The sequence below is a fragment of the Bradyrhizobium sp. genome (assembly GCF_028868675.1).
GTDB lineage: Bacteria > Pseudomonadota > Alphaproteobacteria > Rhizobiales > Xanthobacteraceae > Bradyrhizobium.
In genome coordinates this window covers 22,617-48,509 of sequence record NZ_JAGWUA010000012.1, presented here as the reverse complement: position 1 = coordinate 48,509, position 25,893 = coordinate 22,617, and the positions used below count along the sequence as shown (strand labels likewise).

26 protein-coding genes are annotated in these 25,893 nt (G+C 66.5%); 17 read left to right on the top strand and 9 right to left on the bottom strand.

The window, feature by feature from the left end:
* Positions 1 to 321: 321 nt before the first annotated feature.
* Genes KGM94_RS03370 through hemC form a run of 4 tightly spaced genes read left to right on the top strand, consistent with a single transcriptional unit; the run spans position 322 to position 3,722 of the window.
* Entirely contained in the window at positions 322 to 564 is a 243-nt protein-coding gene (locus KGM94_RS03370; RefSeq protein WP_300254987.1) for a hypothetical protein, read from the top strand.
* 7 nt (positions 565 to 571) lie between these two features.
* On the top strand, positions 572 to 1,042 hold the full coding sequence (locus tag KGM94_RS03365) for a hypothetical protein (protein WP_300254985.1): 471 nt from the start codon (positions 572 to 574) through the stop codon (positions 1,040 to 1,042).
* Positions 1,043 to 1,089: 47 nt separating this feature from the next.
* Positions 1,090 to 2,709: a choline dehydrogenase gene (locus KGM94_RS03360; RefSeq protein ID WP_300254983.1), complete on the top strand. Its 1,620-nt coding sequence runs from the start codon at positions 1,090 to 1,092 to the stop codon at positions 2,707 to 2,709.
* Between the two features lie 32 nt (positions 2,710 to 2,741).
* Positions 2,742 to 3,722: a hydroxymethylbilane synthase gene (gene hemC, locus KGM94_RS03355; protein WP_300254981.1), complete on the top strand. Its 981-nt coding sequence runs from the start codon at positions 2,742 to 2,744 to the stop codon at positions 3,720 to 3,722.
* A 4-nt stretch (positions 3,723 to 3,726) separates the two neighbouring features.
* On the opposite strand, the gene hemE is transcribed toward hemC, so the two are convergent.
* Complete coding sequence (gene hemE, locus KGM94_RS03350; RefSeq protein ID WP_300254979.1) at positions 3,727 to 4,755, bottom strand: uroporphyrinogen decarboxylase; 1,029 nt, start codon at positions 4,753 to 4,755, stop codon at positions 3,727 to 3,729.
* Between the two features lie 117 nt (positions 4,756 to 4,872).
* Here hemE and KGM94_RS03345 point away from each other — a divergent pair, with 117 nt between their 5' ends.
* Together KGM94_RS03345 and KGM94_RS03340 are read left to right on the top strand one after the other, a co-directional pair.
* Positions 4,873 to 5,094 (top strand): hypothetical protein, encoded by a 222-nt coding sequence (locus KGM94_RS03345; RefSeq protein ID WP_300254977.1) that lies wholly within the window; start codon positions 4,873 to 4,875, stop codon positions 5,092 to 5,094.
* 161 nt (positions 5,095 to 5,255) lie between these two features.
* Positions 5,256 to 7,160 (top strand): diguanylate cyclase, encoded by a 1,905-nt coding sequence (locus KGM94_RS03340; RefSeq protein ID WP_300254976.1) that lies wholly within the window; start codon positions 5,256 to 5,258, stop codon positions 7,158 to 7,160.
* 15 nt (positions 7,161 to 7,175) lie between these two features.
* Here the strand turns inward: KGM94_RS03340 and KGM94_RS03335 are convergent, their stop codons facing one another.
* Both KGM94_RS03335 and KGM94_RS03330 read right to left on the bottom strand, forming a co-directional pair.
* Positions 7,176 to 7,394, bottom strand: a complete 219-nt coding sequence (locus KGM94_RS03335) for a SlyX family protein (protein ID WP_300254991.1) — start codon at positions 7,392 to 7,394, stop codon at positions 7,176 to 7,178.
* Positions 7,384 to 8,136 carry a rhodanese-related sulfurtransferase gene (locus KGM94_RS03330; RefSeq protein ID WP_300254975.1) on the bottom strand — a complete coding sequence of 251 codons (753 nt, stop codon included), beginning with the start codon at positions 8,134 to 8,136 and terminating at the stop codon, positions 7,384 to 7,386. Before KGM94_RS03330 ends, KGM94_RS03335 begins: the two co-directional genes overlap by 11 nt.
* 197 nt (positions 8,137 to 8,333) lie before the next feature.
* Here KGM94_RS03330 and ggt point away from each other — a divergent pair, with 197 nt between their 5' ends.
* From ggt to KGM94_RS03305, 5 genes are all read left to right on the top strand, one after another.
* Positions 8,334 to 9,920, top strand: a complete 1,587-nt coding sequence (gene ggt / locus KGM94_RS03325) for a gamma-glutamyltransferase (protein ID WP_300254973.1) — start codon at positions 8,334 to 8,336, stop codon at positions 9,918 to 9,920.
* Between the two features lie 174 nt (positions 9,921 to 10,094).
* Positions 10,095 to 10,709: a (2Fe-2S)-binding protein gene (locus KGM94_RS03320; RefSeq protein WP_300254971.1), complete on the top strand. Its 615-nt coding sequence runs from the start codon at positions 10,095 to 10,097 to the stop codon at positions 10,707 to 10,709.
* Between the two features lie 3 nt (positions 10,710 to 10,712).
* Positions 10,713 to 11,729: a xanthine dehydrogenase family protein subunit M gene (locus KGM94_RS03315; RefSeq protein ID WP_300254969.1), complete on the top strand. Its 1,017-nt coding sequence runs from the start codon at positions 10,713 to 10,715 to the stop codon at positions 11,727 to 11,729.
* Between the two features lie 2 nt (positions 11,730 to 11,731).
* Complete coding sequence (locus KGM94_RS03310; protein ID WP_300254967.1) at positions 11,732 to 14,023, top strand: xanthine dehydrogenase family protein molybdopterin-binding subunit; 2,292 nt, start codon at positions 11,732 to 11,734, stop codon at positions 14,021 to 14,023.
* Positions 14,024 to 14,084: 61 nt separating this feature from the next.
* Complete coding sequence (locus tag KGM94_RS03305) at positions 14,085 to 14,540, top strand: FKBP-type peptidyl-prolyl cis-trans isomerase (RefSeq protein WP_300254965.1); 456 nt, start codon at positions 14,085 to 14,087, stop codon at positions 14,538 to 14,540.
* A gap of 75 nt (positions 14,541 to 14,615) precedes the next feature.
* On the opposite strand, the gene KGM94_RS03300 is transcribed toward KGM94_RS03305, so the two are convergent.
* Positions 14,616 to 14,834 carry a CsbD family protein gene (locus KGM94_RS03300; protein WP_300254963.1) on the bottom strand — a complete coding sequence of 73 codons (219 nt, stop codon included), beginning with the start codon at positions 14,832 to 14,834 and terminating at the stop codon, positions 14,616 to 14,618.
* 204 nt (positions 14,835 to 15,038) lie between these two features.
* Between KGM94_RS03300 and KGM94_RS03295 the strand changes: the two genes are divergently transcribed.
* On the top strand, positions 15,039 to 16,256 hold the full coding sequence (locus tag KGM94_RS03295) for an FAD-dependent monooxygenase (protein ID WP_300254961.1): 1,218 nt from the start codon (positions 15,039 to 15,041) through the stop codon (positions 16,254 to 16,256).
* A gap of 37 nt (positions 16,257 to 16,293) precedes the next feature.
* Here the strand turns inward: KGM94_RS03295 and KGM94_RS03290 are convergent, their stop codons facing one another.
* On the bottom strand, positions 16,294 to 17,364 hold the full coding sequence (locus KGM94_RS03290; protein WP_300254959.1) for a hypothetical protein: 1,071 nt from the start codon (positions 17,362 to 17,364) through the stop codon (positions 16,294 to 16,296).
* 2 nt (positions 17,365 to 17,366) lie between these two features.
* Positions 17,367 to 18,074: a FecR family protein gene (locus KGM94_RS03285; RefSeq protein ID WP_300254958.1), complete on the bottom strand. Its 708-nt coding sequence runs from the start codon at positions 18,072 to 18,074 to the stop codon at positions 17,367 to 17,369.
* 218 nt (positions 18,075 to 18,292) lie between these two features.
* Between KGM94_RS03285 and KGM94_RS03280 the strand changes: the two genes are divergently transcribed.
* The gene (locus tag KGM94_RS03280) at positions 18,293 to 19,555 is read left to right on the top strand and encodes a phospholipid carrier-dependent glycosyltransferase (RefSeq protein ID WP_300254956.1); all 1,263 of its coding nucleotides are present in this window, start codon (positions 18,293 to 18,295) and stop codon (positions 19,553 to 19,555) included.
* 104 nt (positions 19,556 to 19,659) lie between these two features.
* Here KGM94_RS03280 and KGM94_RS03275 read toward each other — a convergent pair whose 3' ends face one another.
* Positions 19,660 to 20,304, bottom strand: a complete 645-nt coding sequence (locus tag KGM94_RS03275) for an OmpA family protein (RefSeq protein WP_300254953.1) — start codon at positions 20,302 to 20,304, stop codon at positions 19,660 to 19,662.
* Between the two features lie 490 nt (positions 20,305 to 20,794).
* On the opposite strand from KGM94_RS03275, the gene KGM94_RS03270 reads away from it, so the two are divergent.
* The 3 genes from KGM94_RS03270 to KGM94_RS03260 all read left to right on the top strand — a co-directional run bounded on the left by KGM94_RS03270 (position 20,795) and on the right by KGM94_RS03260 (position 23,812).
* A complete protein-coding gene (locus KGM94_RS03270; protein WP_300254952.1) occupies positions 20,795 to 21,037 on the top strand; it encodes a hypothetical protein in 243 nt (80 codons plus the stop codon).
* A 113-nt stretch (positions 21,038 to 21,150) separates the two neighbouring features.
* Entirely contained in the window at positions 21,151 to 22,323 is a 1,173-nt protein-coding gene (locus KGM94_RS03265; RefSeq protein WP_300254950.1) for a crosslink repair DNA glycosylase YcaQ family protein, read from the top strand.
* A gap of 160 nt (positions 22,324 to 22,483) precedes the next feature.
* Entirely contained in the window at positions 22,484 to 23,812 is a 1,329-nt protein-coding gene (locus KGM94_RS03260) for an MFS transporter (protein ID WP_300254948.1), read from the top strand.
* Positions 23,813 to 23,933: 121 nt separating this feature from the next.
* Here KGM94_RS03260 and KGM94_RS03255 read toward each other — a convergent pair whose 3' ends face one another.
* Together KGM94_RS03255 and KGM94_RS03250 are read right to left on the bottom strand one after the other, a co-directional pair.
* Entirely contained in the window at positions 23,934 to 24,287 is a 354-nt protein-coding gene (locus KGM94_RS03255; protein WP_300254946.1) for a type II toxin-antitoxin system PemK/MazF family toxin, read from the bottom strand.
* Positions 24,284 to 24,532 carry an antitoxin MazE family protein gene (locus KGM94_RS03250; protein ID WP_300254944.1) on the bottom strand — a complete coding sequence of 83 codons (249 nt, stop codon included), beginning with the start codon at positions 24,530 to 24,532 and terminating at the stop codon, positions 24,284 to 24,286. Before KGM94_RS03250 ends, KGM94_RS03255 begins: the two co-directional genes overlap by 4 nt.
* A 192-nt stretch (positions 24,533 to 24,724) precedes the next feature.
* On the opposite strand from KGM94_RS03250, the gene KGM94_RS03245 reads away from it, so the two are divergent.
* Positions 24,725 to 25,831 carry an efflux RND transporter periplasmic adaptor subunit gene (locus KGM94_RS03245; protein WP_300254942.1) on the top strand — a complete coding sequence of 369 codons (1,107 nt, stop codon included), beginning with the start codon at positions 24,725 to 24,727 and terminating at the stop codon, positions 25,829 to 25,831.
* The last annotated feature ends 62 nt before the right edge of the window (positions 25,832 to 25,893 follow it).

Genomic DNA, 25,893 nt, shown 5'->3' with positions numbered 1-25,893 from the left:
GAGGACGTGTACAAGATCTACGCCGAGAGCTTTCGCAGCACCGACCACCTGCACCGCATCCAGCAGGAGGCGCAGGCGGGGCTGGCGAAGGTGTTCGCGGGCTGACGAACGCGGCTGGACGTGGGCTCGAAGGGGGCAGGCGATTTAGAATCTGGGAACAACCCCATGCACGGCGGTCTCGGAGGATGGCTTGCCCGGAGAAACCGAGGGAGCGACCGTCGGCCACGGAAGAAACGGGCTATTGCCTGCCTTCCACACTGCGGCCAAGCCGTCTATATATCTGGGCAGCGGATTCAGCCGTTTTGCCACAGGAAAACGACCATGGCCGATATCACGGTCCATCTCGACGACGAACTCTATGACAAGGCTTCGCGGGTCGCCAGACTTGATAATTTGAGCGTGAAAGAACTCGTCGAGGACGTCATGCGCCGTCATCTGGACTACGTTGAGGTCGTGGCGGATTTTTCGAAAATGCCGCCGCTCTCGCTCGGGAACTATGAACTTCATCGCGATCCCGATGAAAGCGATGAGGATTACGCATTCCGGCGCTCACTTTTTCAGTGAGTCGTGAATGTCTCCGCCCTTTCGTCGCGGCGACATGGTCTGGAGCTACTTTCCTTTCGCCGAAACTCCCGACATGCCTGCGCGGACGCGTCATGCGGCGATCATCATCGGCGCCTTCTCGGCGACCGACGCCTCCAACACGTTGAGACGCCCAGTGCCGGCGTATGGGGCCGCGGTCGCGGTTTACACTTCCTCAAAAGGCAGGAAATTCGACGACAACCTGCCGATCGGAGTTATTCAGGTGTCCCTGGACAGGGTACGTCAGAACAGGAATAACGCAGCATTCTTCATCGATACCCGGGTCCGCGCATATCTTCCGATCCACACGGACTATTTTCCCGATCTGAATGCGCCTAATCATGGTCTGATCACGTCCATCGATCCGGGATTGTTCAGACGGATCATGGAGGAGTTTGCGCGAGTGAACGAGCGAGCGCGAGAGCAGATCGTGGCAGTCGGACCGCTTCGCCCTCGTTGATGTCCGAAACTCGAAGCCAGCAACCAACGACGAGAACCGCAAACGAGATGACCAGCGCCCATTCGTCACCATATCCCGAATTCGACTACATCGTCGTCGGCGCCGGTTCCGCCGGCTGCGTGCTCGCCAACCGGCTGTCGGCCGATGGCAGGCATTCGGTGCTGCTGCTCGAGGCCGGGCCGAAGGATTCCAACATCTGGATCCACGTGCCGCTCGGCTATGGCCGGCTGTTCAAGGAGAAGAGCGTCAACTGGATGTACCAGACCGAGCCGGAGCCGGAGCTCGGCGGACGGCAGGTGTTCCAGCCGCGCGGCAAGACGCTCGGCGGCTCGAGCTCGATCAACGGTCTCTTGTACGTGCGTGGCCAGCACGAGGACTACGACCGCTGGCGCCAGCGCGGCAATGCTGGCTGGGGCTATGACGACGTGCTGCCCTATTTCAAGAAGGCGGAGAACCAGGCGCGCGGCGCCGATGCGTTCCACGGCACGGGCGGCCCGCTGCCGGTGTCCGACATGGTGCAGGTCGAGCCGCTGTCAAAAGCCTTCATCCAGGCGGCGGTCGAGACCGGATTGCCCTACAATCCCGATTTCAACGGCGCCTCGCAGGAAGGCGTCGGCTTCTTCCAGACCACGACGCGCAACGGTCGCCGCGCATCCACCGCGGTCGCCTATCTCGGCCCCGCGAAGGGCCGCGACAATCTCAGGATCGAGACTTCTGCGCAGGCCTGCCGCATCCTGTTCGAGGGCCGTCGCGCCGTCGGGCTCGAATATCGGCAAGGCGCGGATGTGCGCCGCGCGCGGGCGCGCAAAGAGGTGCTGGTGTCGAGCGGCGCCTACAACTCGCCGCAGCTCCTGCAGCTCTCGGGTGTCGGGCCAGCGGACCTCCTGCGCAAGCACGGCATCGACGTGGTGCTCGATGCGCAGGGCGTCGGGCACGATCTGCAGGACCACATGCAGGTGCGCATCGTCATGCGCTGCGCGCAGAAGATCACCCTCAACGACACGGTCAACCATCCGATCCGCCGCACGCTCGCCGGTGTGCGCTATGCGCTGTTCCGCCAGGGGTGGCTGACGATCGCGGCCGGCACGGCGGGCGCATTCTTCAAGACCAATCCGCGGCTCGCCTCGCCCGACGTCCAGGTCCATTTCCTCCCCTTCTCGACCGACAAGATGGGCGAGAAGCTGCACGATTTTTCCGGTTTCACGGCGTCGGTCTGCCAGTTGCGCCCCGAAAGCCGCGGCAGCCTGCGCATCAGGAGCGCCGACCCGATGGCGCCGCCAGAAATCCGCATCAACTACATGTCGACCGAGACCGACCGCACCACCCATGTCGAGGCGCTGAAACATCTGCGCAGAATCCTCAACGCGCCGGCGCTGAAGCCGTTCGTGGTCGAGGAGGTCGATCCCGGCGCCGGGGTCGCAAGCGACGACGAACTCCTGGACTTCTGCCGTCAGCGCGGCAGCACCATCTATCATCCGACCTCGACCTGCCGTATGGGCAATGACGCGCTGGCGGTGGTCGACCAGCGGCTGCGGGTGCGGGGGCTGGAGGGCCTGCGCGTCGTCGACGGCTCGGTGATGCCGGATCTCGTGTCGGGCAATACCAACGCGCCGATCATCATGATCGCCGAAAAGGCCTCCGACATGATATTGGAGGATGCGCGGTAATCCCCGCGCTTCCTCGAGAAGGAGCATACGGCTTGGCACCTCGATTCCGCATCGGCACGCGCAAGAGCGCGATGGCGCTGGCCCAGACCGAGGAGATCGCGCGTCGCCTCGTCGCCGCCGTGCCCGGCATCGACGTCGAGATCGTCAAGTTCGACACCACGGGAGATACCGACCAGACCAGCAAGCTGTTGCCGCATGGCGGCAAGGGCGGCGCCTTCGTGGCGCAGATCCGCGCCGCCGTCGTCGCGGGCGAGCTGCAGGCGGCGATGCATTCGCTCAAGGACGTGCCGGGCAACGAGGACACGCCGGGGCTCGTGATCGGCGCCACGCTGTCGCGCGACCCGCCGGGCGATGCGCTGGTGCTGCGCCAGGGCGTCACGCTGGACGCGCTCCGGCAGTCGCGCGGCAAGGGCTTCAAGCTCGGCACCAACGCGGTGCGGCGCGCGGCCTATGCACGGCGGCTGTTTCCGGACATCGAGGTGATTCATTTTCGCGGCGCCGCCGACACCCGCGTGCGCAAGCTCGACAATGGCGAGAAGCAGCGGCTGCCGGACGGCGGCGCAGTGGGACCGGCGGATGCGCTGATCATGGCGCGCTCCGGCCTCGACCGCGTCGGTCTCGCCGATCGCATCGCCTACGAGTTCACGCCCGACGAAATGCTGCCGGCGGCCGGCCAGGGCATCGTCGCGGTGGAATGCGCCGCGCGGGACTGGGGGAGCCGGGGCATTCTCGCGGCGATCGACGACCCCGCGGCGCATCTCTCCGCCGATGCCGAGCGCGAGGTGCTCTGGGTGCTCAACGGCCACTGCAATTCGCCGGTCGCGGGCTTCTCGACGATTGTGGGCGATCGGATGTCGCTGACCGCATCGGTGCTCGACCTCTCCGGCAACACCATCATCGAAGCCTCGCGCAGCGGTCCGGCCGACCGGCCGCGCGAACTCGGCCGCGCGGTCGGGCTCGAATTGCTCGCCAGGGGCGCCGCCGGGATCATCGAGCGCAGCCGGCCGCGCTGAGCTCTCAGCCGCGCAGGCGCTTCAGCATCCGCTCGACGTTGGCGATCGGCGTTTCCGGCTGGATGCCGTGACCGAGATTGAAGATCAGCCGGCCCTCGCCGTAATTCGCCAGCACGTCGTCGACCGCGCGATCGAGCGCTTCGCCGCCGGTGATCAGCACCAGCGGATCGAGATTGCCCTGGACCGCGACCTTGCTCTGCACCCGCTCGCGGATGAAGGACGGCTCCGCCGTCCAGTCGATGCTGACCGCATTCACGCCGGTCGTCTCGACATAGGCCGGCAGCAGCGCGCCGGCGCCGCGCGGAAAGCCGATGATCCTGGCATCCGGCGCCCTGGCGCGGACGCCTTCGACGATGCGCCGCGTCGGCTCGATCGACCAGCGGGCGAATTCGCGCGGAGGCAGCACGCCCGCCCAGGTGTCGAAGATCTGCAGCGCGTCGGCGCCCGCGGCGAGCTGCGCCAGCAAATAGTCGATCGAGCTGGCCACCAGCACGTCGATGATCTCGGTAAAGGCCCCGGGATGCCGGTAGGCCATGATCCGCGCCGGCGCCTGGTCCGGCGTGCCCTGGCCCGCGACCATGTAGGTCGCGACCGTCCACGGCGCGCCGCAGAATCCGATCAGCGCGATCTTCGGATCGAGCGCGTGCCGCACCCGGCGCAGCGCCTCGAACACCGGCTCGAGCTTGTCCATGTCGGCGCGCCGCGAAAGCGAGGCGAGCTTGGCGGGATCGTCCAGCGGATCGAGCCGCGGACCTTCGCCGACCTCGAAGCGCACGGAGCGTCCGAGCGCGTAGGGCACGACGAGGATGTCGGAGAAGATGATCGCCGCGTCGAAGCCGAACCGGCGGATCGGCTGCAGCGTCACCTCGGCTGCAAGCTCCGGCGTGAAGCAGAGATCGAGAAAGCCGCCGGCGCTGGCGCGCACCTCGCGATATTCGGGCAGATAGCGGCCGGCCTGCCGCATCATCCACACCGGCGGGATGCGCTGCTTCTGGCCCGAGAGCACGTCGAGGAAGGGTTTTGCGGGGGGCACGAAATGTCCTGGCTTGGGGAGCTGCGGCTCCTGATACACCGCCGCTGCGGCATGGCCAAGCGGAACACGGGAACCAGCCGAAACCGGCGGCGTTGACCAGCCAACGGAGGATTTTCGATGGTCCAGAAATTCAATCCCGCGCCGCACGACAAGCATGCCGAGGACCCGCGCGAGGCGCTTGCCGCGGACCTTGACGCGCATACCAGGCTTCAGACCGGGCTGGTCGACACCTTTCCGGCGTCCGACCCCGTCGCCGCCACCCAGCCGACGCCGTCCAAGGCCGACGCCGAGGCCGAAAACGCCTCGTTGTGGAACAAGGTTAAGGCCATCTTCAGCTGACGCCGGTCGACTCCGAATTCCGATAGAGCCGATAACGGATCGTTAGCGATCAAACGACCGCCGTGGCCGCAAGGATGCGCATGGGTCCGGAATCGGCGGCGCCCTTCAGGCTTCGATAAGGGAAGCGTTGGATTTTCCGCTCGCTCGGAGAACCCTGCGCGATGGACGTCACCACCCACAGAGCCGGTTTGAAGCGCCTGCCGTTGCGGGCCGCCGCGTTCGTCGCGCTGGCCTGCACCGCCATTCTCGGCATGAGCGGCTGGCGCGAGTGGAGCGCGCGCGACTCGCGGCTCAGGAGCGCCGAGGCGGAAATGGCGAACGTCGCGCGCTCGCTCAATCAGCACGCCGAGGACAGCCTCGACCTGCTCGATTCCGGCGTGGTCGGCGTCGTCAGCCGCCTGGAGATGGACGGCACCGATCCGGTCACGATCGCGAAGCTCAACAACGTCTTCGAGGCGCGCAAGAAAGCGATCGACCGTGTCCACAGCTTCGCCGTCGTCGACAGCCAGGGCAAGTGGCTGACGCCGTCGGGCGGGACGAGCAGCACGCTCAGCGATGATGAATTCTTCCGCTACCATCAGCTCTCGCCGCGGCGCGAGGCCTTTGTCGGTCATCCCGTCAAGAGCCTGATCGACGGCGTATGGGTCATCACACTGTCGCGGCGCTTCAACCGTCCGGACGGCAGTTTCGGCGGCGTGGTGCTCGCGACCATGAGCGCCGACTACCTGTCGCACTTCTATCAGCAGTTCGAGATCGGCCGGAAGGGCACGATCTGGCTCGCCCACGCCGACGGCATGATCATGGCGCGCACGCCGGACAACGCGATGCATGTCGGGCGCAGCATCGCCGACTCGGCGCTGTTCCGCGATCCGGGCCTGCAGCGGCCGGACGGGTCCTATCACTTCAAGTCGCCGGTCAATGGCGTCGAGCGCGTCAGCTTCTTCAAGCGCAGCAGCCGCTTTCCGCTCGTCCTGGTGGCCACCGTCGAGAAGGAGGAGTTGCTTGCGCCCTGGCGGGCGGCCGCGATCTCCAGGATGGGGTTCGTGTTCGCGCTGGTGCTGCTGATCGCCATCATCGGCGCGGTGCTGGTCCGCCAGTTGCAGAGGGGCCAGCGCATGGCGGCAGCGCTGGTGGAGAAGGAAGCGCATTTCCGCCTGCTCGCCGAAGGCTCGAGCGACATGGTGACCCGCATCGGACTCGACGAGCGAGTCCGCTACGTGTCGCCCTCGTCCATCCGCGTGCTCGGGTGGCGCTCCAGCCAGCTGGTCGGCACCCCGGTGCTGGCCGGCGTCAATCCGGAAGACCTGCCGGAGGTCCAGGCGATCGTCGACGCGATCAGGCGCGGCGAAAAGGAGGAGGCGCGGATCGTCTATCGGAACGCGCATCGGAGAAAGTCCGAGGTCTGGCTGGAATCGACGATGCGGGTGACGCGCAAGGTCGATGGCAAGATCGACGGCGTGGTCGCGATCACGCGCGACGTCACCGAGCACAAGAATCTGGAAAACAGGCTCGAGACGCTGGCCATCGAGGACGCTCTCACCGGGCTTGCCAACCGCCGCCGCTTCGACGAGCGCCTGACCGAGGAATGGGCGAGGGCCTACCGCGACCGCTCCAGCCTCGGGCTGCTGATGATCGATCTCGACCGTTTCAAGTCCTACAACGACCAGTACGGACATCCGGCCGGCGACGAATGCCTGCGCATCCTGGGCGGCATCCTCGCCCGCGAGGCGCACCGGACCACCGATCTTGCCGCGCGCTACGGCGGCGAGGAATTCGCCGTGTTGCTGCCCAACACCGACGCGGCCGGCTGCGTGCGGATCGGCGAGCGCATCCTGCAGGCCATCCGCGACGCCGGCATCGCCCATCCGTCCAACCTGCCGTCGGGACACGTGACCGCCTCGATCGGCGCCACCGCCTGCCGCCCGGCGCTCGAGCGGACGGCGGGACAGGGCTCTCTGGTCCACGCCGCCGATCAGGCGCTCTACAAGGCGAAGCAGGGCGGGCGCGACCGTCTCGTGGCGTCGGGCGAGCTCAGAAACCTGATGGCGGTAGCCTCAGGCCGGTAGCCGGCGCATGGCGCGTCAATAATGCGGCGGACGCTCATTGGCGGGGCCGGGTGCGTTGGCTTCGGCCTCCTGCAGGCGATCCCTGAGCTCGGAGATATGCCGCGTCAGGGCGTCGATCTGCTTCCATTGCGCGGTGATGGTCTCGTTCAGGGTCTCGATGGTGTCGTCCTGATAGGCCAGCCTCGCCTCCAGCGCATCGATGCGCTCGCCGAGCGCCTTGATCTCATTCATTATCGGCGCCTTCCCTTGCTCGCTCGCGCAGCCCGTGGCCGAGCGCGACCCGTTCGTCGAACACGAAGCATTCGCCGCGCCAGCGGCTCTGCGCTTCCGGCACCTCCTCGAGATATCTGAGAATGCCGCCCTTGAGGTGGTAGACCTCGGCAAAGCCGCGCGCCAGCAGATGCGCGCTCGCCTTCTCGCAGCGAATGCCGCCGGTGCAGAACATCGCGATCCTGCGGTGCCTCGCCGGGTCGAGATTTTGCGCGGCAAAATCCTTGAACTGGCCAAAACTGCGCAGGCCGGGATCGATCGCGCCCTCGAACGTGCCGATCGCCACCTCGAAGGCGTTGCGGGTGTCCAGCAGGACCGTGTCGGGCTCCGCGATCAGCGCGTTCCAGTCGGCCGCATCGATGTAGATGCCGACCTGACGCGTCGGATCGGCGGCGGCGTCGCCGAGGGTGACGATCTCCTTCTTCAGGCGCACCTTGAGCCGTCCGAACGGCATCGCTGCACTGGTCGAGAACTTTAATTCGAGATTGTCGAGCCGGCCGCCGAACAGGGCGCCATGGGCAAGCTCATGGGCGAGGGCGTCGATCGCCGCATCGGTGCCGGCAAGCGTGCCGTTGATGCCCTCCTGCGCCAGCAGCACGCTGCCTTTCAGGCCGAGGCCATCGCAGAACGCACGGAGCGGTTCGCGCAGTTCGCGAAAATCGGGCAGTGCGGCGAATTGGTAGAAGGCGGCGACCTCGTAAGCCATGGGTCCGTTTAGCAGGCGGGTGGCAGCGGGAAAACCCGCGTGACGCTGGGGCCCCGACGCGGTCCCATTCGCCGGGCGGATGGCAGCCATTTCCCTGGTATGCCAGCCATTGCCCCGCCGGGCCTGAATGTGCCATGTAGACGCCGGTTTTCGAAGACCGCGCACGGCGCGCGGCAGGGGCAAAGAGCAGAAACGGCATGAGAAGCTTCCATTTTCCCGGCAGGTCCACGGTCCACGCCCAGAACGCGATGGTGGCGACCTCGCATCCGCTAGCCTCGCTCGCCGCGATCGAGGTGCTGCGCGAGGGCGGCACCGCGGCGGACGCAGCCGTCGCGGGCTGCGCGCTGCTCGGTGTGATCGAGCCGCAATCGACCGGCATCGGCGGCGACTGCTTTGCGCTGATCCAGCCGCGCGGTGAGGGCAAGATCACCGCCATCAACGGCTCCGGCCGCGCGCCCAAGGCGGCGAACTGCGAATGGTATCTCGAGCGCAAGATCCATGCGGTGCCATTGACCTCGGCGCATGCAGTCTCGGTCCCCGGCGCGGTCGATGCCTGGGCCACCATCCTGCGCGACCACGGCAAGCTCGGGCTCGACCGGCTGCTGCAGCCGGCGATCAAGGCGGCGGAGGAGGGCTATGTGGTCGCGCCGCGCGTCGCCTTCGACTGGAAGAACCAGTTCGAGAAGCTGAAGAACGGCACCAACACCCAGCGCTATCTGCTGCCGCACGGCAAGCCCGCGGTCGCCGGCGACGTCATCCGCCAGCCGGAGCTCGGCAAGACGCTGCGCACCATCGCCAAAGACGGCCGCGACGCCTTCTACAAGGGCGCGGTCGCCGAGGACATCGTCGAGACGCTGCGCGGAATCGGCGGCCTGCATACGCTCGATGATTTCGCCGCCCACACCACCGAGGTGACCACGCCGATTGGCACCCTCTACAAGGGCCACGACGTCTGGCAGTGCCCGCCGAACGGACCCGGCATCACGATGCTGGTGATGCTGAACATCCTGTCGCGGTTCGACCTGACGAGGTTCGCCCCGCTCAGCGTCGAGCGCTTCCATCTCGAGGCGGAAGCCGCCCGCATCGCCTACATGATCCGCGAGCAGCACGTCGCCGATCCCGCCCACATGAAGATCGACGTCGCAAAGATCCTTGCGAAGGAATATGCCGACGAATACATCGGCAAGATCCGCATGGACGGCATGCTCGATCTGCCGAATGTCGCCCCGCCGATGAATCCATCGACCATCTACATCACGGTCGTGGACAAGGACCGCAACGTCTGCTCCTTCATCAACTCGATCGCGCACTCCTTCGGCTCGGCGATCGTCTCGAACGGGACCGGCGTTCTGCTGCAGAACCGCGCCGGCGGCTTCCGCATCCAGCCCGGCCATCCCAACTGCATCGCCGGCGGCAAGCGCCCGCTGCACACCATCATCCCGAGCCTCGTCACCAAGGGCGGCCGCGCGCTGATGCCGTTCGGCGTGATGGGCGGCCAGTACCAGCCGGTCGGTCAGACCCGCGTACTGACCAACATGCTCGACTATGGCTGCGACGTGCAGGAGGCGATCGACATGCCGCGCGGCCTGCACTACGAGGGCGTCTATCAGCTCGAGGACGGCGTGCCGGCCGCGATCGTCGAAGGCCTGAAGAAGCTCGGCCACAAGACCACGAGCGTGGTCAGCCCGCTCGGCGGCGGCCAGGCGATCTGGATCGACTGGGACAAGGGCACGCTGACCGGCGGTTCCGATCCGCGCAAGGACGGCTGCGCGCTCGGCTATTGAGCGGGAATGCGCCAGGCGAAGTTCCTCGCGCGATCAGAAAAAGTTGACGACAGCGCGCGGCGGCCCTCAGGTCGCCGCGCGATGCCGCGCGGAACGGAGTTCAGCGCCCCAAGTTAACGGACGATGAGCGGTGCAGGCATGCGCCGCTTCTTCTCGAAAGCGGCGGAGGCCGTCATGCCCGACAAATCAGGTTCCCGACATCACGGATTCGATCGTCGCACCTTCATGGCCGGAGCGGCCGGCAGCGCGCTCGCCCCGTTGACGGCGCGGGCAGCCGCGCAGGACGCGCGCTCGCCCGTCGTGCAGGATCCCGTATTGCCGGTCGACGTGACGTTGCGCGTGAACGGGGAGGATCGGCATCTGCGCATCGACGCGCGCACCACCGTGCTCGATGCGCTGCGCGAGCATCTCGGCCTCACCGGCAGCAAGAAGGGTTGCGACCACGGCCAGTGCGGGGCCTGCACGGTGCTGATCGGCGATCGGCGCGTGGTGTCGTGCCTGACCCTGGCGCTGTCGGCGGAGGGGAGGGAGATTACTACCATCGAAGGTCTCGCCAGTGGCGAGCGGTTGCATCCGATGCAGCAGGCCTTCATCGACCAGGACGCGTTCCAGTGCGGCTATTGCACGCCCGGGCAGATCATGTCCGCGGTGGCCTGCGTGAAAGAAGGGCATGCCGGCAGCGAGGCCGATATCCGCGAATACATGAGCGGCAACATCTGCCGCTGCGCCGCCTATCCCAACATCGTCGCAGCCGTGAAGCAGGCCGCGCCCGAAATCATGAGGGGCTAGGCCATGCGATCCTTTTCCTATCAGAAGGCCACCGATCCCGGTGCCGCGCTCCGCGCGTTGAACGCCGCCGCCACGGACAGCAGGCCGTTGACCGAAGCCGCGGCCCAGCCGCTCGCCGGCGGCACCACGCTGCTCGACCTGATGAAGCTCGACGTGATGCGGCCGGCGAGCATCGTCAACATCACGCCGCTGGCGCGGACGTGGTCGGCCGTCGACGCCGGCGTCGACGGCCTGCGCCTCGGCGCGCTGGCGAAGATGTCCGACGTCGCCGCCCATCCGGAGGTCCAGCGCAGCTATCCGGTCGTCGCCGATTCGCTCAAGCTTGCTGCGAGCCCGCAGCTGCGCAACATGGCGACGCTTGGCGGCAACGTCCTGCAGCGAACCCGCTGCAGCTATTTTCGCGACGTCAGCTACGCGAACTGCAACAAGCGCAACCCCGGCTCGGGCTGCGCCGCCATGGACGGCGTCAACCGCATGCATGCGGTGCTCGGCACCTCGAACCAGTGCATCGCGACCTACCCCGGCGATTTCGCTCAGGCCCTGATCGCGCTGGATGCGATGGTCGAGATCACCGGCGCCTCCGGCACGCGGAGCATGCCGTTCGCACAGTTGCACAAGGCGCCCGGCAACTCGCCGCAGATCGAGACGTCGCTGCAACCGGGTGAGCTGATCTCCGCCTTCACGGTCTCCGGCCGCTGGCCGCGCTCGCTCTACCTCAAGGTCCGCGACCGGCAATCCTACGAGTTCGCGCTGTCCTCGGCCGCGGTCGCCCTGGACGTCCAGGACGGCGTGATCAGCGATGCCCGCGTTGCGCTCGGCGGCGTCGCCACGGTGCCCTGGCGTGCGCGCGAAGCGGAAGCGCTGCTGAAGGGCCGCAGGTTCGATGATGGCCTCGCGCAGCGCGTGGCGGAGGCCGCCTTCGCGGATGCGACTGGAAGGCGGCACAACGGCTTCAAGATCGCGCTCGGCCGGCGCGTGGTGGCCCGCGCGCTGCAGCAGGCCGTAACGATGGAGATCTGACCATGACCACTGCCGCTCCCGAACCGAAGGGCAATATGGGTCAGCCGGTGCCGCGCTACGACGCGGTCGCGAAAGTCACGGGGAGGGCGACCTATGCCTCCGATACGCCGCTCGCCAATCCCGCCTATGCGTTCCTGGTCACCAGCGCGATCGCGAAGGGGCGCATCGACGGTTTCGATCTCGCCGACGCCCGGCGGGTGCGCGGCGTCATCGAGATATTCACTCACGAGAATGCTCCGAAGCTGAAGGAGTCGAAGCTGTTCAGCAACGGCGGCTATGCCTCGACCACCATCCAGCCGCTGAAATCGGCCGACATCGCCCATGACGGCCAGATCATCGCCGTGGTCGTGGCCGACAGCTACGAGGCCGCGCGCGAGGCCGCCTACCGCGTCAAGGTGAACTACGCGGCGGCGATGCCGGCGGCGACCTTCGACTCGCCGGGAGCGACGGCGGCGGCGGCGAAGGGGCAGAACGGCCAGTTCAAGGAAGATCCCAGGGTCGGGGACTTCGCCAGGGCTTTCGACGAGGCCGAGGTCAAGCTGACGGCCGCTTACGAAACACCCACCCAGCACCACAATCCGATGGAGCTGTTTGCGACCAGTTGCGCCTGGACGGGCGACGATCTCGTGATCTACGAGCCGAGCCAGTACGTCCACGGCCTGAAGAATGGCGTGGCGGGACAGCTCGGCATCGACGCCGACAAGGTGCGTGTGGTCAATCCCTATGTCGGCGGCGCCTTCGGCTCGAAGGGCTCGATGACGCCGCGCACCGCCATCATCGCCGGCATCGCGCGGCGACTGAACCGGCCGGTCAAGCTGGTTCCGACCCGCGACCAGGGTTTTACCATCGCGACCTATCGCGCCGAGACGCGCCACGAGATCCAGCTCGGTGCCAGCCGCGACGGCCGGCTGCTGGCGCTGCGCCACGAGGGCATGGAGGTATCGTCGCGTCCGGACCCCTATTGCGTCGGCGGCACCAAGACGACGACGCGGCTCTATGCCTGTGCGAACGTCGACAGCCTGGTATCGATCGTGCGCGCCGACCGCAACACGCCAGGTTTCATGCGCTCGCCGCCTGAAGTGCCGTATCTGTTCGCGCTCGAAAGCGCGATGGACGAGCTCGCGGTCAAGCTCGCCATGGATCCGATCGAGCTCCGCCGCATCAACGACACCGCCAACGAACCGATCGACGGCAAGCCCTACACGTCGCGTTCGCTGATGGCGTGCTTCGACGCCGGCGCCAGGGCGTTCGGCTGGTCGCAGCGCTCGCCCGCGCCGGGCTCGATGAGCGACGGCGACTGGCTGGTCGGCTATGGCTGTGCCGCGACCTGCTATCCGACCCAGATGGCACCGGCGGCCGCGCGCGTGCGGCTGCAGCGCGACGGGCGCACCCGCGTCGAGATCGCCGGTCACGAGATCGGCAACGGCGCCTATACGGTGATCGCGCAGGCCGCCGCCGAGCGGCTCGGCGTGCCCCTGGAGAAGGTCACGGTCCATATCGGCGATAGCGACCTGCCGCCGGCTCCCGTTGCCGGCGGCTCGAACTCGACCGCCAGCACATGCTCGGCCGTGATGATGGTGTGTGACAAGGTGCGCCAGCGCCTGTTCAGGGCGCTGTTGCCGAACGAAGGTCTCGCGGACAGGGCCAAGGAGACCGTGGGCATCGGCCAGACTCCGGCAACGCAGGCGGCGAGAAGCGGCCAGCCACTCGATCGCGACAAGGCGTTCGAGGCGCTCGGCGCCGACGTGGTCGAGGACTACGGCGAATGGAAGCCGGACGGCGCGCCGCTCGATTCCTTCCACGCCATGCACCAGGGCCAGATGCGCATGGTCGGCGGCGACAAGATGAAGGGCGCGATCGCCTATGCCTTCGGCGCCGAGTTCGTCGAGGTCAGGGTCAACCGCTTCACGCACGAGATCCGCGCGCCGCGCCTGGTCGGCGCCTTTGCCGCCGGCCGCATCATGAATCCGCGCACCGCGCGCAGCCAGCTGATGGGCGGGCTGATCTGGGGCATGTCGTCGGCGCTGCTGGAATCGACCGAGATCGACGCCCGCACCGCGCGCTACGTCAACGACAATTTCGCCGACTATCTCGTACCGGTGAATGCCGACGTGACCGACGTCAAGGTCATCATGCTGCCGGAGCAGGACCATCGCATCAATCCGGCCGGCGTGAAGGGGCTCGGCGAGCTCGCCAATGTCGGCACCAACGCCGCGGTCTGCAACGCGCTCTACCATGCCACCGGCCAGCGCATCCGCAAGCTGCCGGCGCGGCTGGAAAATATCGAGATTTGACCGCTGGAAACTCCCGACGCGTTGCGCTAGACAGCCTTCCGCTTCGAACGGAAGGTGTCAAATGCAGCGTTTTCGGTGCGCGCTTCTCGCCATCGCCTCGGCCCTCGCGATCAGCGGAGTGTCCGATTTCGTCTCCACCACGGCGTCGGCCCAGACCGCAGGAAAGACCATGACCACAGCCTCAGGCCTCCAGATCATCGACAGCGTCGTCGGCACCGGCGCCTCCCCCAAGCCCGGCCAGATCTGCGTGATGCACTACACCGGCTGGCTCTACGAGAACGGACAGAAGGGCAGGAAATTCGATAGCTCCGTCGACCGCAACGAGCCGTTCGAGTTTCCGATCGGCAAGGGCCGCGTGATCGCCGGCTGGGACGAGGGCGTCGCCAGCATGAAGATCGGCGGCAAGCGTACGCTGATCATCCCGCCGCAGCTCGGCTACGGCGCCCGCGGCGCCGGCGGCGTCATTCCGCCAAACGCGACGCTGATGTTCGACGTGGAATTGCTGGGAGTGAAGTGACGGCGCAGCCGTAACAAAATCACACGGAAAGACCGGCTCTTCGGCCGGTCTTTCCATTCCGTCCCGCATCAGCCGTCAATCGGCCGCGCGCTTGGCGGCGCCGGCGGCACGATCGATCGCCTCCTTCGCGGCGTCCTTGGCATCGCCCATGGCCTGCTGGCCCTTGCCCTTGATTTCCTGCACGATGCCTTCGCCCTTCAGGCGGTCGGAACCCGTGGCTTCGCCGACGCCCTGCCTGGCCTTGCCGATGGCCTCGTTGGCTGCGCCCTTGATCTTGTCGCTCGTGCTACCCATGAAACTCTCCTTGCAGTTTGCTCGGCAGGACAACGCTGGAGGCCCGACGAGGTTTCGTTTTTGCCGTGGTCCGAAGCTGCCGGATTGGCTAGCGTGCGGCACGAGCGTGCAGGACAGGAATACGAGACATGAGCGGTCATCACGGCCATTCCGACCACAGCCATGATCATGGCCACGACAACCTGTTTTGAACCGAGCCGGAACATGAAGATCATGGTGGCGGGCGCCGGTATCGGCGGCCTTGCGGCGGCCCTGTGCCTCGACGAGAAAGGATTCGAGGTCGAGGTCTTCGAGGCCGTCGATGAATTGCGGCCGCTCGGCGTCGGCATCAACGTCATGCCGCATGCGTCCGGCGTGCTGCACGCCCTGGGGCTTGGCGCCGCCCTTGACGACATGGCGATTCGGACCCGCGCGATCGAGTACCGGACGCGGTTCGGACATTTGATCCAGTCGGATCCGCGGTCGGTCGAGGCGGGATTTGCCTATCCGCAATATTCGGTGCACCGGGGCGAGTTGCAGTTTCTGCTGCTCGATCAGGTGCGCGCGCGGCTCGGCCGTGATGCGGTCAGGGCCGGGAAGGCCGTGAGCGGATTTTCACAAGGTGAGCGCGGGGTGACCGTCGCTCTTGCGGACGGTACTTCGCGCGAAGGGGATCTGCTGATCGGCGCCGATGGCTTCCGCTCCAGGGTCAGGCAGCAGCTTCATCCCGCAGAGGGGCCCGCCCACTACGAAGGCACCATGATGTGGCGCGGCGCGCATCTGCAGGCGCCCTTTGCCGACGGCCGCACGATGTTCATCGCCGGCGACCATGATGTGAAGTTCGTCTGCTATCCCATCAGCAATCGCGCGGCGCGCGACGGCAAGGCGCTGGTGAACTGGGTGGCCGAGGTGCGCGACGACCGGCCGCGCCCGGCGCAGGAGGCGGACTGGACGCGCGAGGGCGACAGGAACTTCATCGCGCGCTTCGCCGATTTCCGGATGCCGGACATGGACATTACCGCGCTCGTCAACGCGACGGAAAGGATCACTCTCTATCCCATGATCGACCGGGATCCGCTGCCATGGTGGACGGAGGGACGCGTGACGCTGCTCGGCGACGCCGCCCATCCCATGTATCCGATCGGCGCCAACGGTGCGTCGCAGGCCGTGATCGATGCGCGGGCGCTCGCGGACGCGCTGGCATCCCAACCCGGACCGGACGGGCTTCTCGCTTATGAGGCGCAGCGACGCCCAACCACCGCGAACGTGGTTCTGAACAACCGTGGGTCAGGACCGGAGCGGGTGCTCGACATTGCCGCGGCGCGCGTGAAGGGGCCCGACGACCGCATCGAGGATCTGATTTCCGCCGCCGAACTGGAAGAGGTCGCTGCGAGCTATCGAGCGGTTGCAGGTTTCGAGAAGAAGCCGGTCTCGGCCGCATAATGTGCGGCATCCACTGCCGGCTGATGTCGAGGCGGCTTTAGTAGTTGATCCGCAGGCCCACGCCGCCGTGGATGGTGTTGCCGACCGGCTGCGGGCCGAGTGTGCCGTTGACGAAGAGGTCGGCGATCCAGCCCTTGGCGAAGCGGAAGCCGAGCCGGCCGCCATATTCGAACCAGCCCTGGTTGCCGATGGTCGGCACGACGACGCCGTTGCCGGTGACGGTGGCGACGATGCCGGAATGGGTGGCGAAGGATTGCACCCAGCCGCCGTTGACGTTGGCCTCGACCGAGCTGCCGTAGAGATGCGTCCACTGGCCGCCGATCTTGACCAGGCTGGTGCGGTCGGTGCCGTCAGCGATCGTGGCGTCGAACGGATTGAAGGCTGCGGCCGGATCGGTGTAGCCGGAGACGCGCTGCCACAATTGCCAGACCTCGATGGAGCCCGCGACCTCGTCGCGTGGCGACAGCCGGCTGATCCAGCCGGCGCGGCCATAGACTGCGTAGTTGGAGCTGTTGGTCGCGCTCGTCACCATCACCGGGCCGAAGCTGGTATTGTAGCTGCGGGTGTAGCGCACCTTCTCCCAGGGCGAGAGCACGGTGCCGATGTCGAAGAACGGCCGTGACGAGCCCCAGTCGGTGAAGTCATAGCGCAGCGCGAAGGCGCCGATCGGCGCGCTGGTGACGTGGTAGCCGCCCTCGTCGTACTGCGTATAGGCGATGCCGGCGAGCAGCGACAGATTGCCGGTGAGCTCCTTGCGGCCGTGGATGCCGGCCGAGAACGATCCCGCCGAGCCGAAGGCGCTGAAGCAGTCGCTGCAGTTGACCTGCTCGTTGACGCCGAGCAGCACAGAGCCGAGCACCCGGTTGGTGATCATCTGGTTGAAGCGCTGGTTGGCGAGGTCGCCGATCGAGCCGCCGCTGGAATCGGCGCCGGTCGGCGTTGGCGATGACGAGGGGTAGGGCGAGGGGCTTGGCGCCGGTGTCGGACATTCGCCGTCGCAGGCCGCTTGCGCCGCTGCGGGGCGCGTGTCGGCCGCGGTCAGCGCGAGGCTGGCCGCTGCGGCCAGCACGGCGGCGAGAAGCAGGGAGCGGAGCTGGATCTTCGCCATGGTCAGCGCCCGCACAGCATGCCGTCGTCATGGACGGCGGGCGCGATGGTCGGCGAGGCATCCGCGTACTGGTTGACGGAGCAGAGCCCCGCCGCGGCGGTGCAGGTCGCGGCAAAGGTCCAGGGCGGCGTGCCGGTCTTGGCGATCGTGATCTTGCCGCCCACCGAGGTGATCACCGCGGTGTCGCCGGGCTGGGTGAGCTGGATGCACTGCAAGCTCAGCGTGCAGACCGTGGAAAGACCGTCCTGCAGCACCACGATCGTTCGGCCGCGCTGGGACAGGATGTCCAGCGTGGTGCCGCGCACGCCGATGGTGGCGAGCGGCGTCGTGATCTTGTAGGCCGCCTTCTCCGAATGTCCGGTGACGAAGCGGAACGCGCCGGTGGTCATGCGGATCGCGACGTCGCGATAGCTGTGCTCGTCGTCGAACACGGTGCGGTCGAGCTTGAGCGTAGCGCTCGGTCCGAGCGACAGGTTGGTGCTGTCGGCCATGACGAAGCGCGCGGCGCTGTCGGCGCCGGTGCGCACGGTCTCGTCGCGCAGCATGCCGTCGCCGACATTGATCCGGGTCGCGGCCGATCCGGCGAGGCGCACCACCTCGTTCTGGATCACCACGGCTTCGCCGACGCGCGTCTGCGCGAGGGCGGGTGCGCAGAGGACGACGGCCAACGACAACAATGCAGGGAAAAAGGTGCAGTGACGCAGGTTCATTTCACGACCGATCGATCTGTCCCGTATCGTACCGGATCACGTGCGCCAACGTTGTTGTAATATTATCACAAGCAGGGCCGGACGCGCGCGATGGCTAGTGACAGCGGTGCCGGAATGCGTTCAATGCGCAGGCCAGAGAATTTTTCGTCCGCGGTGACGCAAATTTGCCACGCAAGGTTTCCCCACGGCCAGCGCCGGATCTGCCTTCGCCGCCCGAGATGTCGCGAAGCGCCGTGATCGCTGTCGCGATTTTCCTATGCGCGCATCTGATTCTGCTGATCGGCGTCTCGACGCCGGAAAAGTTCGTGTTCGACGAGGTGCATTACGTTCCGGCGGCGCGGCAGATGCTGGAGCCGTCGAGGCCCAGGCCGGTGCTCAATCCGATGCATCCGCCGCTCGCCAAGGAGCTGATCGCGCTCTCGATCGCGGCCTTCGGCGACAATGCGCTGGGCTGGCGCTATCCGGCGACGCTGTTCGGCGCGCTCGCGATCGTCGCGGTCTATCTCGGCGGGCTCGCGCTGTTTTCCGCCCAGGCGCCGGCGATCGCGGCGGCGCTGATCGCCTTCCTCAACCAGATGCTGTTCGTGCAGTCACGCATCGCGATGCTCGACGTCTTCGCGCTCGCTTTCGGCCTGCTGGCCTCGGCGGCTTTCATGCACGGCTTTCGCCAGAGGCGGCCGCATCGCCTGTTCGCGCTCGCAGGCGTCCTGTTCGGGCTTGCGGCCGCCTGCAAATGGAGCGGATTGTTTCCGCTCGGCGTCTGCATCGTCATCGTCGCGACGATCCGCCTGATGCAGGCCTGGCGCACGACCTTCGCCGACGCGCGGCCGGACGACTGGTATCGCCCCGACCTCTGGCCGGAGTTCAGGGCGCAGCACTTTGCGCTGTGCTTCGCGCTGCTGCCGGCCGCCGCCTATCTCGCGACCTTCGTGCCGCTCTACGGCCTGTCGCCGGCCGACCTGATCGAGGCGCAGCGGCGGATCTTCGCCGACAACACCACCACCGCGATTGCGGGCCACACCTATATGAGCTCGTGGCCATCCTGGCCGTTCCTCGCACGCCCGGTCTGGTTCCTGTTCGACAAGACGGCGGAGGATCGCATCGCCGCGGTCGTATTCCTCGGCAACCCGCTGGTGTTGTGGCCGGCGCTGCTCGCGCTCGCGGTCTGCCTGCGCGACTTCATCGTCGCGCGGCGATGGGACGCGTTCCTGATCCTGGCGTTCTATTTCGGGCCGTATCTCGCCTGGGCGCTGCTGCCGCGCACGCTCGGCTTCATCTACTACTATCTCCCGTCGGCGACCGCGGCGTCGTTCGCGCTGGTCCATGCCCTGCGGTGGGGAAATCTTCCGCGCTGGCTATTGTGGGCCTATGTCGCGGTCGCAGCCATCGGCTTTGCCGCGATGCTGCCGATCTCGGCGGCCTTCGTCGGCACCTCGATGCAGACGTTCAACCGCCTGATGCTGTTCCAGGGCTGGATATGACGATGCGTCCGCCGCGAGCATGATCCCGGAAAAAGCGTGTAGCAGTTTTCCGAAAGGATCATGCTCGAATGGCAGGCGCGGCAGGCGGAGCATCGCTGCCGCGATCACTGCGACGCCGCCGTCTTGGTGTCCATGTTCACGACCTGGACGCGGCGGTTGATCGGATCGGCGCCGTTGGCGGCGTCCTTCAGCTTGGTCTTGCCGTAGCCGACGGTGACGAGGTCGCTGCCGGTGAGGCCGTACTTCTCGACCAGGTAGCGCTTGATGGTGTCGGCGCGCCGCTCGGAGAGATCCTGGTTGAACGGATCGCTGCCGATCGCGTCGGTGTGGCCGGCGACCACGAAGGTCGAGCCCTTCAGGGCCGGATCGGACAGCGCCTTGCCGAGCGCCTGCACCGAGGCCATCGAGCTCTTGCTGATGCTGGCCGAGTTGTAGTCGAACTGGATTTCCAGATCGATCTTCGGCTTGCTCGCGGCGAGCTCCGCGATCTCTTCGCGCTCGCCCAACGACAGCGAGCGGGTCTGGCGGTTGCGGACGGTGTTGAGGAAGGTCGATTCCCTGGCTTGCGCCGCCGGATCGACTTGCGGACCTGCGGACAGGCCGCGGGTCAGCGGCGCCTTCGGCTTCAATGCATCCAGGATCTGGCCGGAGGTCACGTTGTCGCCGGCGAGCGCCAGGCCCGCTGTCATCGACAGCGCGGCCGTGAGGGTCATTGCCTTCAGTGCAAAAAACCTATCAAAACGGGTCATGGTCGTATCCTCGCTGTAACGCCTGATGGCGATTTGATGCCGCGAGCATAGGGCGGGTTCAAAGGCTCCGATGTGATACCGGTCACATTGGAAACAGCCTGTTTTCCGGCGCAATCCTAGCGCCTGGACGGAAAACCGACCAATCGGACCTTCTAGCGCCCCGAAAACCTGGCTGCCTGCACAGGCCAAGGGAGGCGGTCGCGTCAGCCTCGGTGTCCGTTCGAGCCGCCGTTCTCTGCTCCGTGACCGCCGCCACATTCCCGATTTGCGGAGAGGACCGCGCGGTCCCGGCGAGGACCATCGCGGGTCGCAAAGCCGTCGCGCCGCGGCCCGGGTGCGGCCAAGAAATCGGCCAGATGCGCCGCTAGCCATGGCCTTCGCCGACAAGAGCACGACAAGCAAGAGGGGCGGGCTTCATCCAGTGCCAAGGCCGAGTGAGTATCAGTTCTATCGTGGCGGCACGCCGGATCGGACAGCTTCCCTGAGTTCAATGCCCATCTACATCGGCGCGGCGATGATTGCGGCTGCAATCCTGCTGTCGACCCTGATCAGCGGGCTCACCAGCCGCTATGTCGGTCTCGGGGCTCCCACCGACGAGACCATGTGGCTGGTCGACCGCCTGACCGGCGACGTCTACCGCTGCCAGGCGGCCGAACGCGGCAAGGCGGCCTGCGAGGCCGAGATCGCCACCGGAAGCGTCGGGTCGAGGGACGTTCAGAAGGGTGCGCATTGAATTTCTGTCGCGTCGCAGCAATGACATCGCCGCGAAACTCCGGCCGCGCCGCCCGGACCGGCGACGCGGCCACTTCGTGAGGCCGCGCGAATCCGGCTACACTGCGCTCCGCAATGCCCCGCGCGCCCAAACCGCTCCCGCTCACCAGCACACAGGCCCGCCGGCTCTGGCTCAGCGCCCAGCGGCTGGACACGCGCGCGCCGTTCGGCGCGGGCGCGCCGGCGGTGGCGGAAGCGATCGCCCATCTCGGCTATGTGCAGATCGACACCATCAACGTCATCGAGCGCTGCCACCACCACATCCTGTTCAGCCGCATCCCGTCCTATCGCCGCGCCGACCTGCACCGGGCCCAGAGCGTCGACAGAAGCGTGTTCGAATACTGGACCCACGCGCTGTCCTACGTGCCGACGCGGGATTTCCGTTTCTTCCTGCCCTTGATGCGCCAGCACCAGCGCGAGCGGCACGCCCATCGCTGGTTCAAGTCCGTGACGCCGTCGGCCTATCGCAAGGTGCTGCGGCTGCTCCGGCAGGGCGCGCTCACCATCCGCGACATCGACGACGACGTGCTGGTCGAGAAGGAGCACCTGTGGGCGAGCCGCAAGCCGTCGAAGCGGGCGCTGCAGCTCGCCTTCTACAGCGGCATCGCCGTCGTCAGCGAGCGCGAGGGCATGCTCAAGACCTACGAGCTGACGCTGCGGCACTTCGGCTGGGACCGGCTGCCGAAGGCGGCCACACCCGTCGAGGTCGCGAACTATCTGCTCGACCGCGCGCTGCGCGCCCAGGGCCTCGTCAGCCTCGATTCGATCTGCCATCTCGACGCGCCGAGCAAGCCGGCGGTTCTCCGCGCGATCGCAAGCCGCGTGCGGCGTGGCGAACTCGTGCCGGTCGCGCTCGAGGGCGCCGGCAAGCAGGCGCACTGGGCGGCGCCCCTCGCGCTCGAGCAGGACGGCGAGGGCGCGCCCGGCGATCTCGTCCACATTCTCTCGCCGTTCGATCCCCTGATCATCCAGCGCAGGCGCACGCATCTGATCTTCGGCTACGAGCACCGCTTCGAGGCCTATGTGCCGAAGGACAAGCGCAAGTTCGGCTATTTCGCGCTGCCGGTGCTGGTCGGCGACGAGATCGTCGCCGCGCTCGATCTCAAGACCGACCGGCAGGGCAGGAAGCTTCTGATGCAGAAGTGGAACTGGGTCGGCAAGGGCGCGGCGCTTGGCGCCCGCAAGACGTTGAAGCAGGCGATCGAGGAGGAATTGCACCGCTTCGAGCGATTTCAACTCGCGGAGTGAAGAGGCGCCGTTGCTCTGGCCTTCCCAGGGCAACGAAGATCGTCTCGATCCGCGTTTGCGGCCCCACCTGCATCGCGCGCATTGCTCGCTCCATTGACTCTCTTGCCGCGATGCTCGAAACCGCGGGCTCGACCCACAAGAGCAACAAACGGGGGAAGCCATGAGCCAGACCACGACCCTTGCCGGTCCCGCGAGCGCCAGGAGCGCCATCGAGACCTCCACCATCCGCGCCATCTCCTGGCGCCTGATCCCGTTCCTGGTCCTGGCCTACTTCTTCTCCTACCTCGACCGCGTCAATCTCGGCTTCGCCGCGCTGACCATGAATGCGGAGCTGAAATTCACGCCGCTGATCTTCGCCTGGGGCGCCGGCATCTTCTTCATCGGCTATTTCATCTTCGAGGTGCCGAGCAATCTCGCGCTGGAGAAATTCGGCGCGAGCCGCTGGATCGCGCGCATCATGGTGACCTGGGGCATCATCTCGGCCCTGATGGCGATGGTCGGCGGCGTCCGGAGCTTCTACGTCCTGCGCTTCCTGCTCGGCGTCGCGGAGGCCGGCTTCTTTCCCGGCATCATCCTCTATCTCACCTACTGGTATCCGGCCGAATACCGCGCGCGCTTCCTCGCCGCCTTTGCCATCGCCGTTCCCGTCTCGACGGTGATCGGCGCGCCGATCTCGGGGTTGCTGCTCGGGCTCGACGGCGCGATGGGCCTGAAGGGCTGGCAGTGGCTCTTCATCATCGAGGGCATCCCCTCGATGCTGCTCGGCATCGTGACCTGGTTCTATCTCACGGACAGGCCGGAGAAGGCGGATTGGCTGACGTCCGAGCAGAAGGCCTGGCTCGAGGCGCGGCTCGATTCCGAAATCGCGGCGAAGCAGGCGGTGAAGCACCTCACGCTCGGTCAGGCCTTGTCCTCGCCGAAGGTGATTGCACTCAGCCTGATCTATTTCGGCTTCGTCGGCGCGCTCTATGGCATGCAGTTCTGGCTGCCGCAGATCGTCAAGGCGTTCGGCCTCACCAATGCGCAGACCGGCTTCGTCACCGCGATCCCGTATCTGTTCGGCACCATCGCGATGATCCTGTGGGCGCGCCATTCGGACGCCACGCGCGAGCGCGTGATGCACGTCGGAGCGCCGCTGCTCGTCACCGCGGTTGCGCTCGCCGTCTCGTCCTACCTGACCGATCCGACCATGACGATGGTAGCGCTGACGGTCGCCGCGATCGGCGTGTTCTGCTGTTTCGGCGTGTTCTGGACGCTGCCGACCGCCTGGCTCTCGGGCACGGCCGCTGCCGGCGCGATCGCGCTGATCAACTCGATCGGCAACCTCGCGGGCTTCGGCGGACCGTACCTGATCGGCTGGGTCAAGGAGGCGACCGGCCAGACCTCGACCGGCCTGCTGGTCCTCGCCGTCCTGCCGCTGATCGCCGGCATCCTCGTGTTCATCGGCGGCCACGAGAGCAAGCACGAGTTCGCGGAGGAGGCGAGGTAGCCTGCTCCAAGAGTGTCATTCGGGGGCGCGCGAAGCGCGGACCCGGAATCCTTCGGATCCCGGGATGACGCATAACAAGGACCTTCGGCAGGGCAACGAAGAGATGCGCGATGGCATCTCGCTATTCCCTTCCGGCGGTTCTTGGCGAACCCGCCAACCCAAGAAAGACCAGAATCGCGCGATTGAGGTTCAGCAGATCCTCGTCATCGAGACGTCCAACCCGTATTCCGAGCTTGGACTTCGGCACGGTGCTGATCTTGTCTACCATCAGGCGGGAAGGGGCTCGCAAACCATTGCGTTCCGTCGGCCCGACCGGCAGGCGAAACATTGGCGCGTCCGTCTCGTTGGTTGTGAAGACGCAGACGGTGACGGAGTTCGTGACGTCAAAACTGTCATCTTGCACGATGACCACGGGACGCGGCTTTCCGGTGTAGTCTTTGCCGCCAGCGAGTGTCCAGATCTCGCCGCGCTTCATTCGTCATTCAAAGTGGAGACGGCATCGATGAAGGCTTGATCGTCGCGTTCCTGAGCGCTGGTTGCAACCGCCAGCGACTGCCGATGCGCTTCCGACTTGAAGGATGGCGAACGCACGTCAGGTACCCAGATCTGGATCGGCCGGAGCCCCTGCTCACGCAGGCGATCGCGATGCTCTTGCACCTTCACGCGCGAGGGCTTGGTCCTCGAAGACTTCGTCTTTGCGGGCTTGGAACGAGAGGACATGCATCCCTCCGTATCGTTGGTTACATGTAACCTATCTCGAGTTGATGCAGATGGCGAGCCGAGTCGCATCCCTCCACCCCTTTGAAAAACCACCATCCGTTAACGCTCACGATCTTCTGATGATTGACGATTATTGACTTTTGTCAGTAATTACTCGACATTCCCTGGCACAGCAGCCGAAGGAGTATCCCGATGCTGGTCCGATGGATTTTGTCGAGCTATTCCAGACTGTTGGCAGGCATGGCGCTGGCGGGCATCGCCGTGGTGCTGGCGGGGTGCGACAATACCGTCGCCCAGAAGGCCGAGCCGTCCCGGCCGGTCCTGGTCGCAACCGCCCATTACGAGGCTGAAACGCCGGAGCGCAGCTTCGTCGGCACCATCAAGCCCCGGATCGAGAGCGATCTCGGCTTCCGCGTCGCCGGCAAGGTGGCAAGACGCCTGGTCGAGGTCGGCCAGACCGTCGAAATCGGCCAGCCGCTCGCGACGCTGGACGAGGTCGACCTGAAGCTGCAAGCCGAGCAGGCCCAGGCCGAGTTGTCGGCCGCGACCGGCGTGCTGGCGCAGGCCGCCGCCGCCGAGCAGCGCGCCAAGGAGCTGCGCGCCAAGGGCTGGACCACCGATGCCCAGATGGACCAGAGCCGCGCGGCTGCCGATGAGGCCCGGGCGCGGCTGAACCGCGCCGAGCGCTCGGTCGAGCTCACGCAGAATTCGTTATCCTATGCGACGCTCGTCGCCGACGCCCGCGGCGTCGTGACCGCGACCCAGGTCGAGCCGGGCCAGGTGGTGGCGGCGGGACAGGGCGCAATCCGCGTCGCCCGTTTTGCCGAGAAGGAAGCGGTCGTTGCGGTTCCCGAGACGCTGGTCGGACGCGCCAAGTCGGGTACGGCCAGCGTCACTCTCTGGTCGGAACCCAACAGGAAGTATGCGGCAAAGCTGCGCGAGATCGCGCCCACCGCCGATCCCGCCACGCGCACCTATCTCGCGAAGTTCTCGCTGCCGGAGGCCGACGACAAGGTCTCACTCGGCATGACCGCGACGCTGACGCTCGCGGACGCCGCGACAGCCCGGGTCGCGCGGCTGCCGCTGTCGGCGCTGTTCAACGAGGGCGGCAAGCCGTCCTTCTACGTCGTCGACGACAAGGGCGCGGTGACGCTGCAGCCGGTCGTGGTGAAGTCCTACGAAAGCAATGACGTCGTCATCACAGGCGGCGTGGAGGAGGGCGCGAAGATCGTCGCCCTCGGTGTGCAGAAGCTCGATCCCGGCCAGAAGGTGCGGATCGTGTCGTCCTTGTCCTTCTGATTCGCGATTCCGTCATTGCGAGGATGTCCGCTTCCCGCGCGAATGCGAGGGCGGAAGCGGCG

Excerpts from the sequence above, each read along its gene's own strand:
- KGM94_RS03315 (WP_300254969.1), top strand. The coding sequence starts at position 10,713 with ATGCGATCCTTTTCCTATCAGAAGGCCACCGATCCCGGTGCCGCGCTC.
- KGM94_RS03255 (WP_300254946.1), bottom strand. The coding sequence starts at position 24,287 with ATGAAGCGCGGCGAGATCTGGACACTCGCTGGCGGCAAAGACTACACC.
- KGM94_RS03300 (WP_300254963.1), bottom strand. The coding sequence starts at position 14,834 with ATGGGTAGCACGAGCGACAAGATCAAGGGCGCAGCCAACGAGGCCATC.
- KGM94_RS03295 (WP_300254961.1), top strand. The coding sequence starts at position 15,039 with ATGAAGATCATGGTGGCGGGCGCCGGTATCGGCGGCCTTGCGGCGGCC.
- KGM94_RS03305 (WP_300254965.1), top strand. The coding sequence starts at position 14,085 with ATGCAGCGTTTTCGGTGCGCGCTTCTCGCCATCGCCTCGGCCCTCGCG.
- KGM94_RS03285 (WP_300254958.1), bottom strand. The coding sequence starts at position 18,074 with ATGAACCTGCGTCACTGCACCTTTTTCCCTGCATTGTTGTCGTTGGCC.
- KGM94_RS03270 (WP_300254952.1), top strand. The coding sequence starts at position 20,795 with ATGCCCATCTACATCGGCGCGGCGATGATTGCGGCTGCAATCCTGCTG.
- KGM94_RS03320 (WP_300254971.1), top strand. The coding sequence starts at position 10,095 with ATGCCCGACAAATCAGGTTCCCGACATCACGGATTCGATCGTCGCACC.
- KGM94_RS03370 (WP_300254987.1), top strand. The coding sequence starts at position 322 with ATGGCCGATATCACGGTCCATCTCGACGACGAACTCTATGACAAGGCT.
- KGM94_RS03365 (WP_300254985.1), top strand. The coding sequence starts at position 572 with ATGTCTCCGCCCTTTCGTCGCGGCGACATGGTCTGGAGCTACTTTCCT.
- KGM94_RS03290 (WP_300254959.1), bottom strand. The coding sequence starts at position 17,364 with ATGGCGAAGATCCAGCTCCGCTCCCTGCTTCTCGCCGCCGTGCTGGCC.
- KGM94_RS03265 (WP_300254950.1), top strand. The coding sequence starts at position 21,151 with ATGCCCCGCGCGCCCAAACCGCTCCCGCTCACCAGCACACAGGCCCGC.
- KGM94_RS03250 (WP_300254944.1), bottom strand. The coding sequence starts at position 24,532 with ATGTCCTCTCGTTCCAAGCCCGCAAAGACGAAGTCTTCGAGGACCAAG.
- KGM94_RS03360 (WP_300254983.1), top strand. The coding sequence starts at position 1,090 with ATGACCAGCGCCCATTCGTCACCATATCCCGAATTCGACTACATCGTC.
- KGM94_RS03280 (WP_300254956.1), top strand. The coding sequence starts at position 18,293 with ATGTCGCGAAGCGCCGTGATCGCTGTCGCGATTTTCCTATGCGCGCAT.
- KGM94_RS03310 (WP_300254967.1), top strand. The coding sequence starts at position 11,732 with ATGACCACTGCCGCTCCCGAACCGAAGGGCAATATGGGTCAGCCGGTG.
- KGM94_RS03275 (WP_300254953.1), bottom strand. The coding sequence starts at position 20,304 with ATGACCCGTTTTGATAGGTTTTTTGCACTGAAGGCAATGACCCTCACG.
- ggt (WP_300254973.1), top strand. The coding sequence starts at position 8,334 with ATGAGAAGCTTCCATTTTCCCGGCAGGTCCACGGTCCACGCCCAGAAC.
- KGM94_RS03245 (WP_300254942.1), top strand. The coding sequence starts at position 24,725 with ATGCTGGTCCGATGGATTTTGTCGAGCTATTCCAGACTGTTGGCAGGC.
- KGM94_RS03340 (WP_300254976.1), top strand. The coding sequence starts at position 5,256 with ATGGACGTCACCACCCACAGAGCCGGTTTGAAGCGCCTGCCGTTGCGG.
- KGM94_RS03330 (WP_300254975.1), bottom strand. The coding sequence starts at position 8,136 with ATGGCTTACGAGGTCGCCGCCTTCTACCAATTCGCCGCACTGCCCGAT.
- KGM94_RS03260 (WP_300254948.1), top strand. The coding sequence starts at position 22,484 with ATGAGCCAGACCACGACCCTTGCCGGTCCCGCGAGCGCCAGGAGCGCC.
- KGM94_RS03345 (WP_300254977.1), top strand. The coding sequence starts at position 4,873 with ATGGTCCAGAAATTCAATCCCGCGCCGCACGACAAGCATGCCGAGGAC.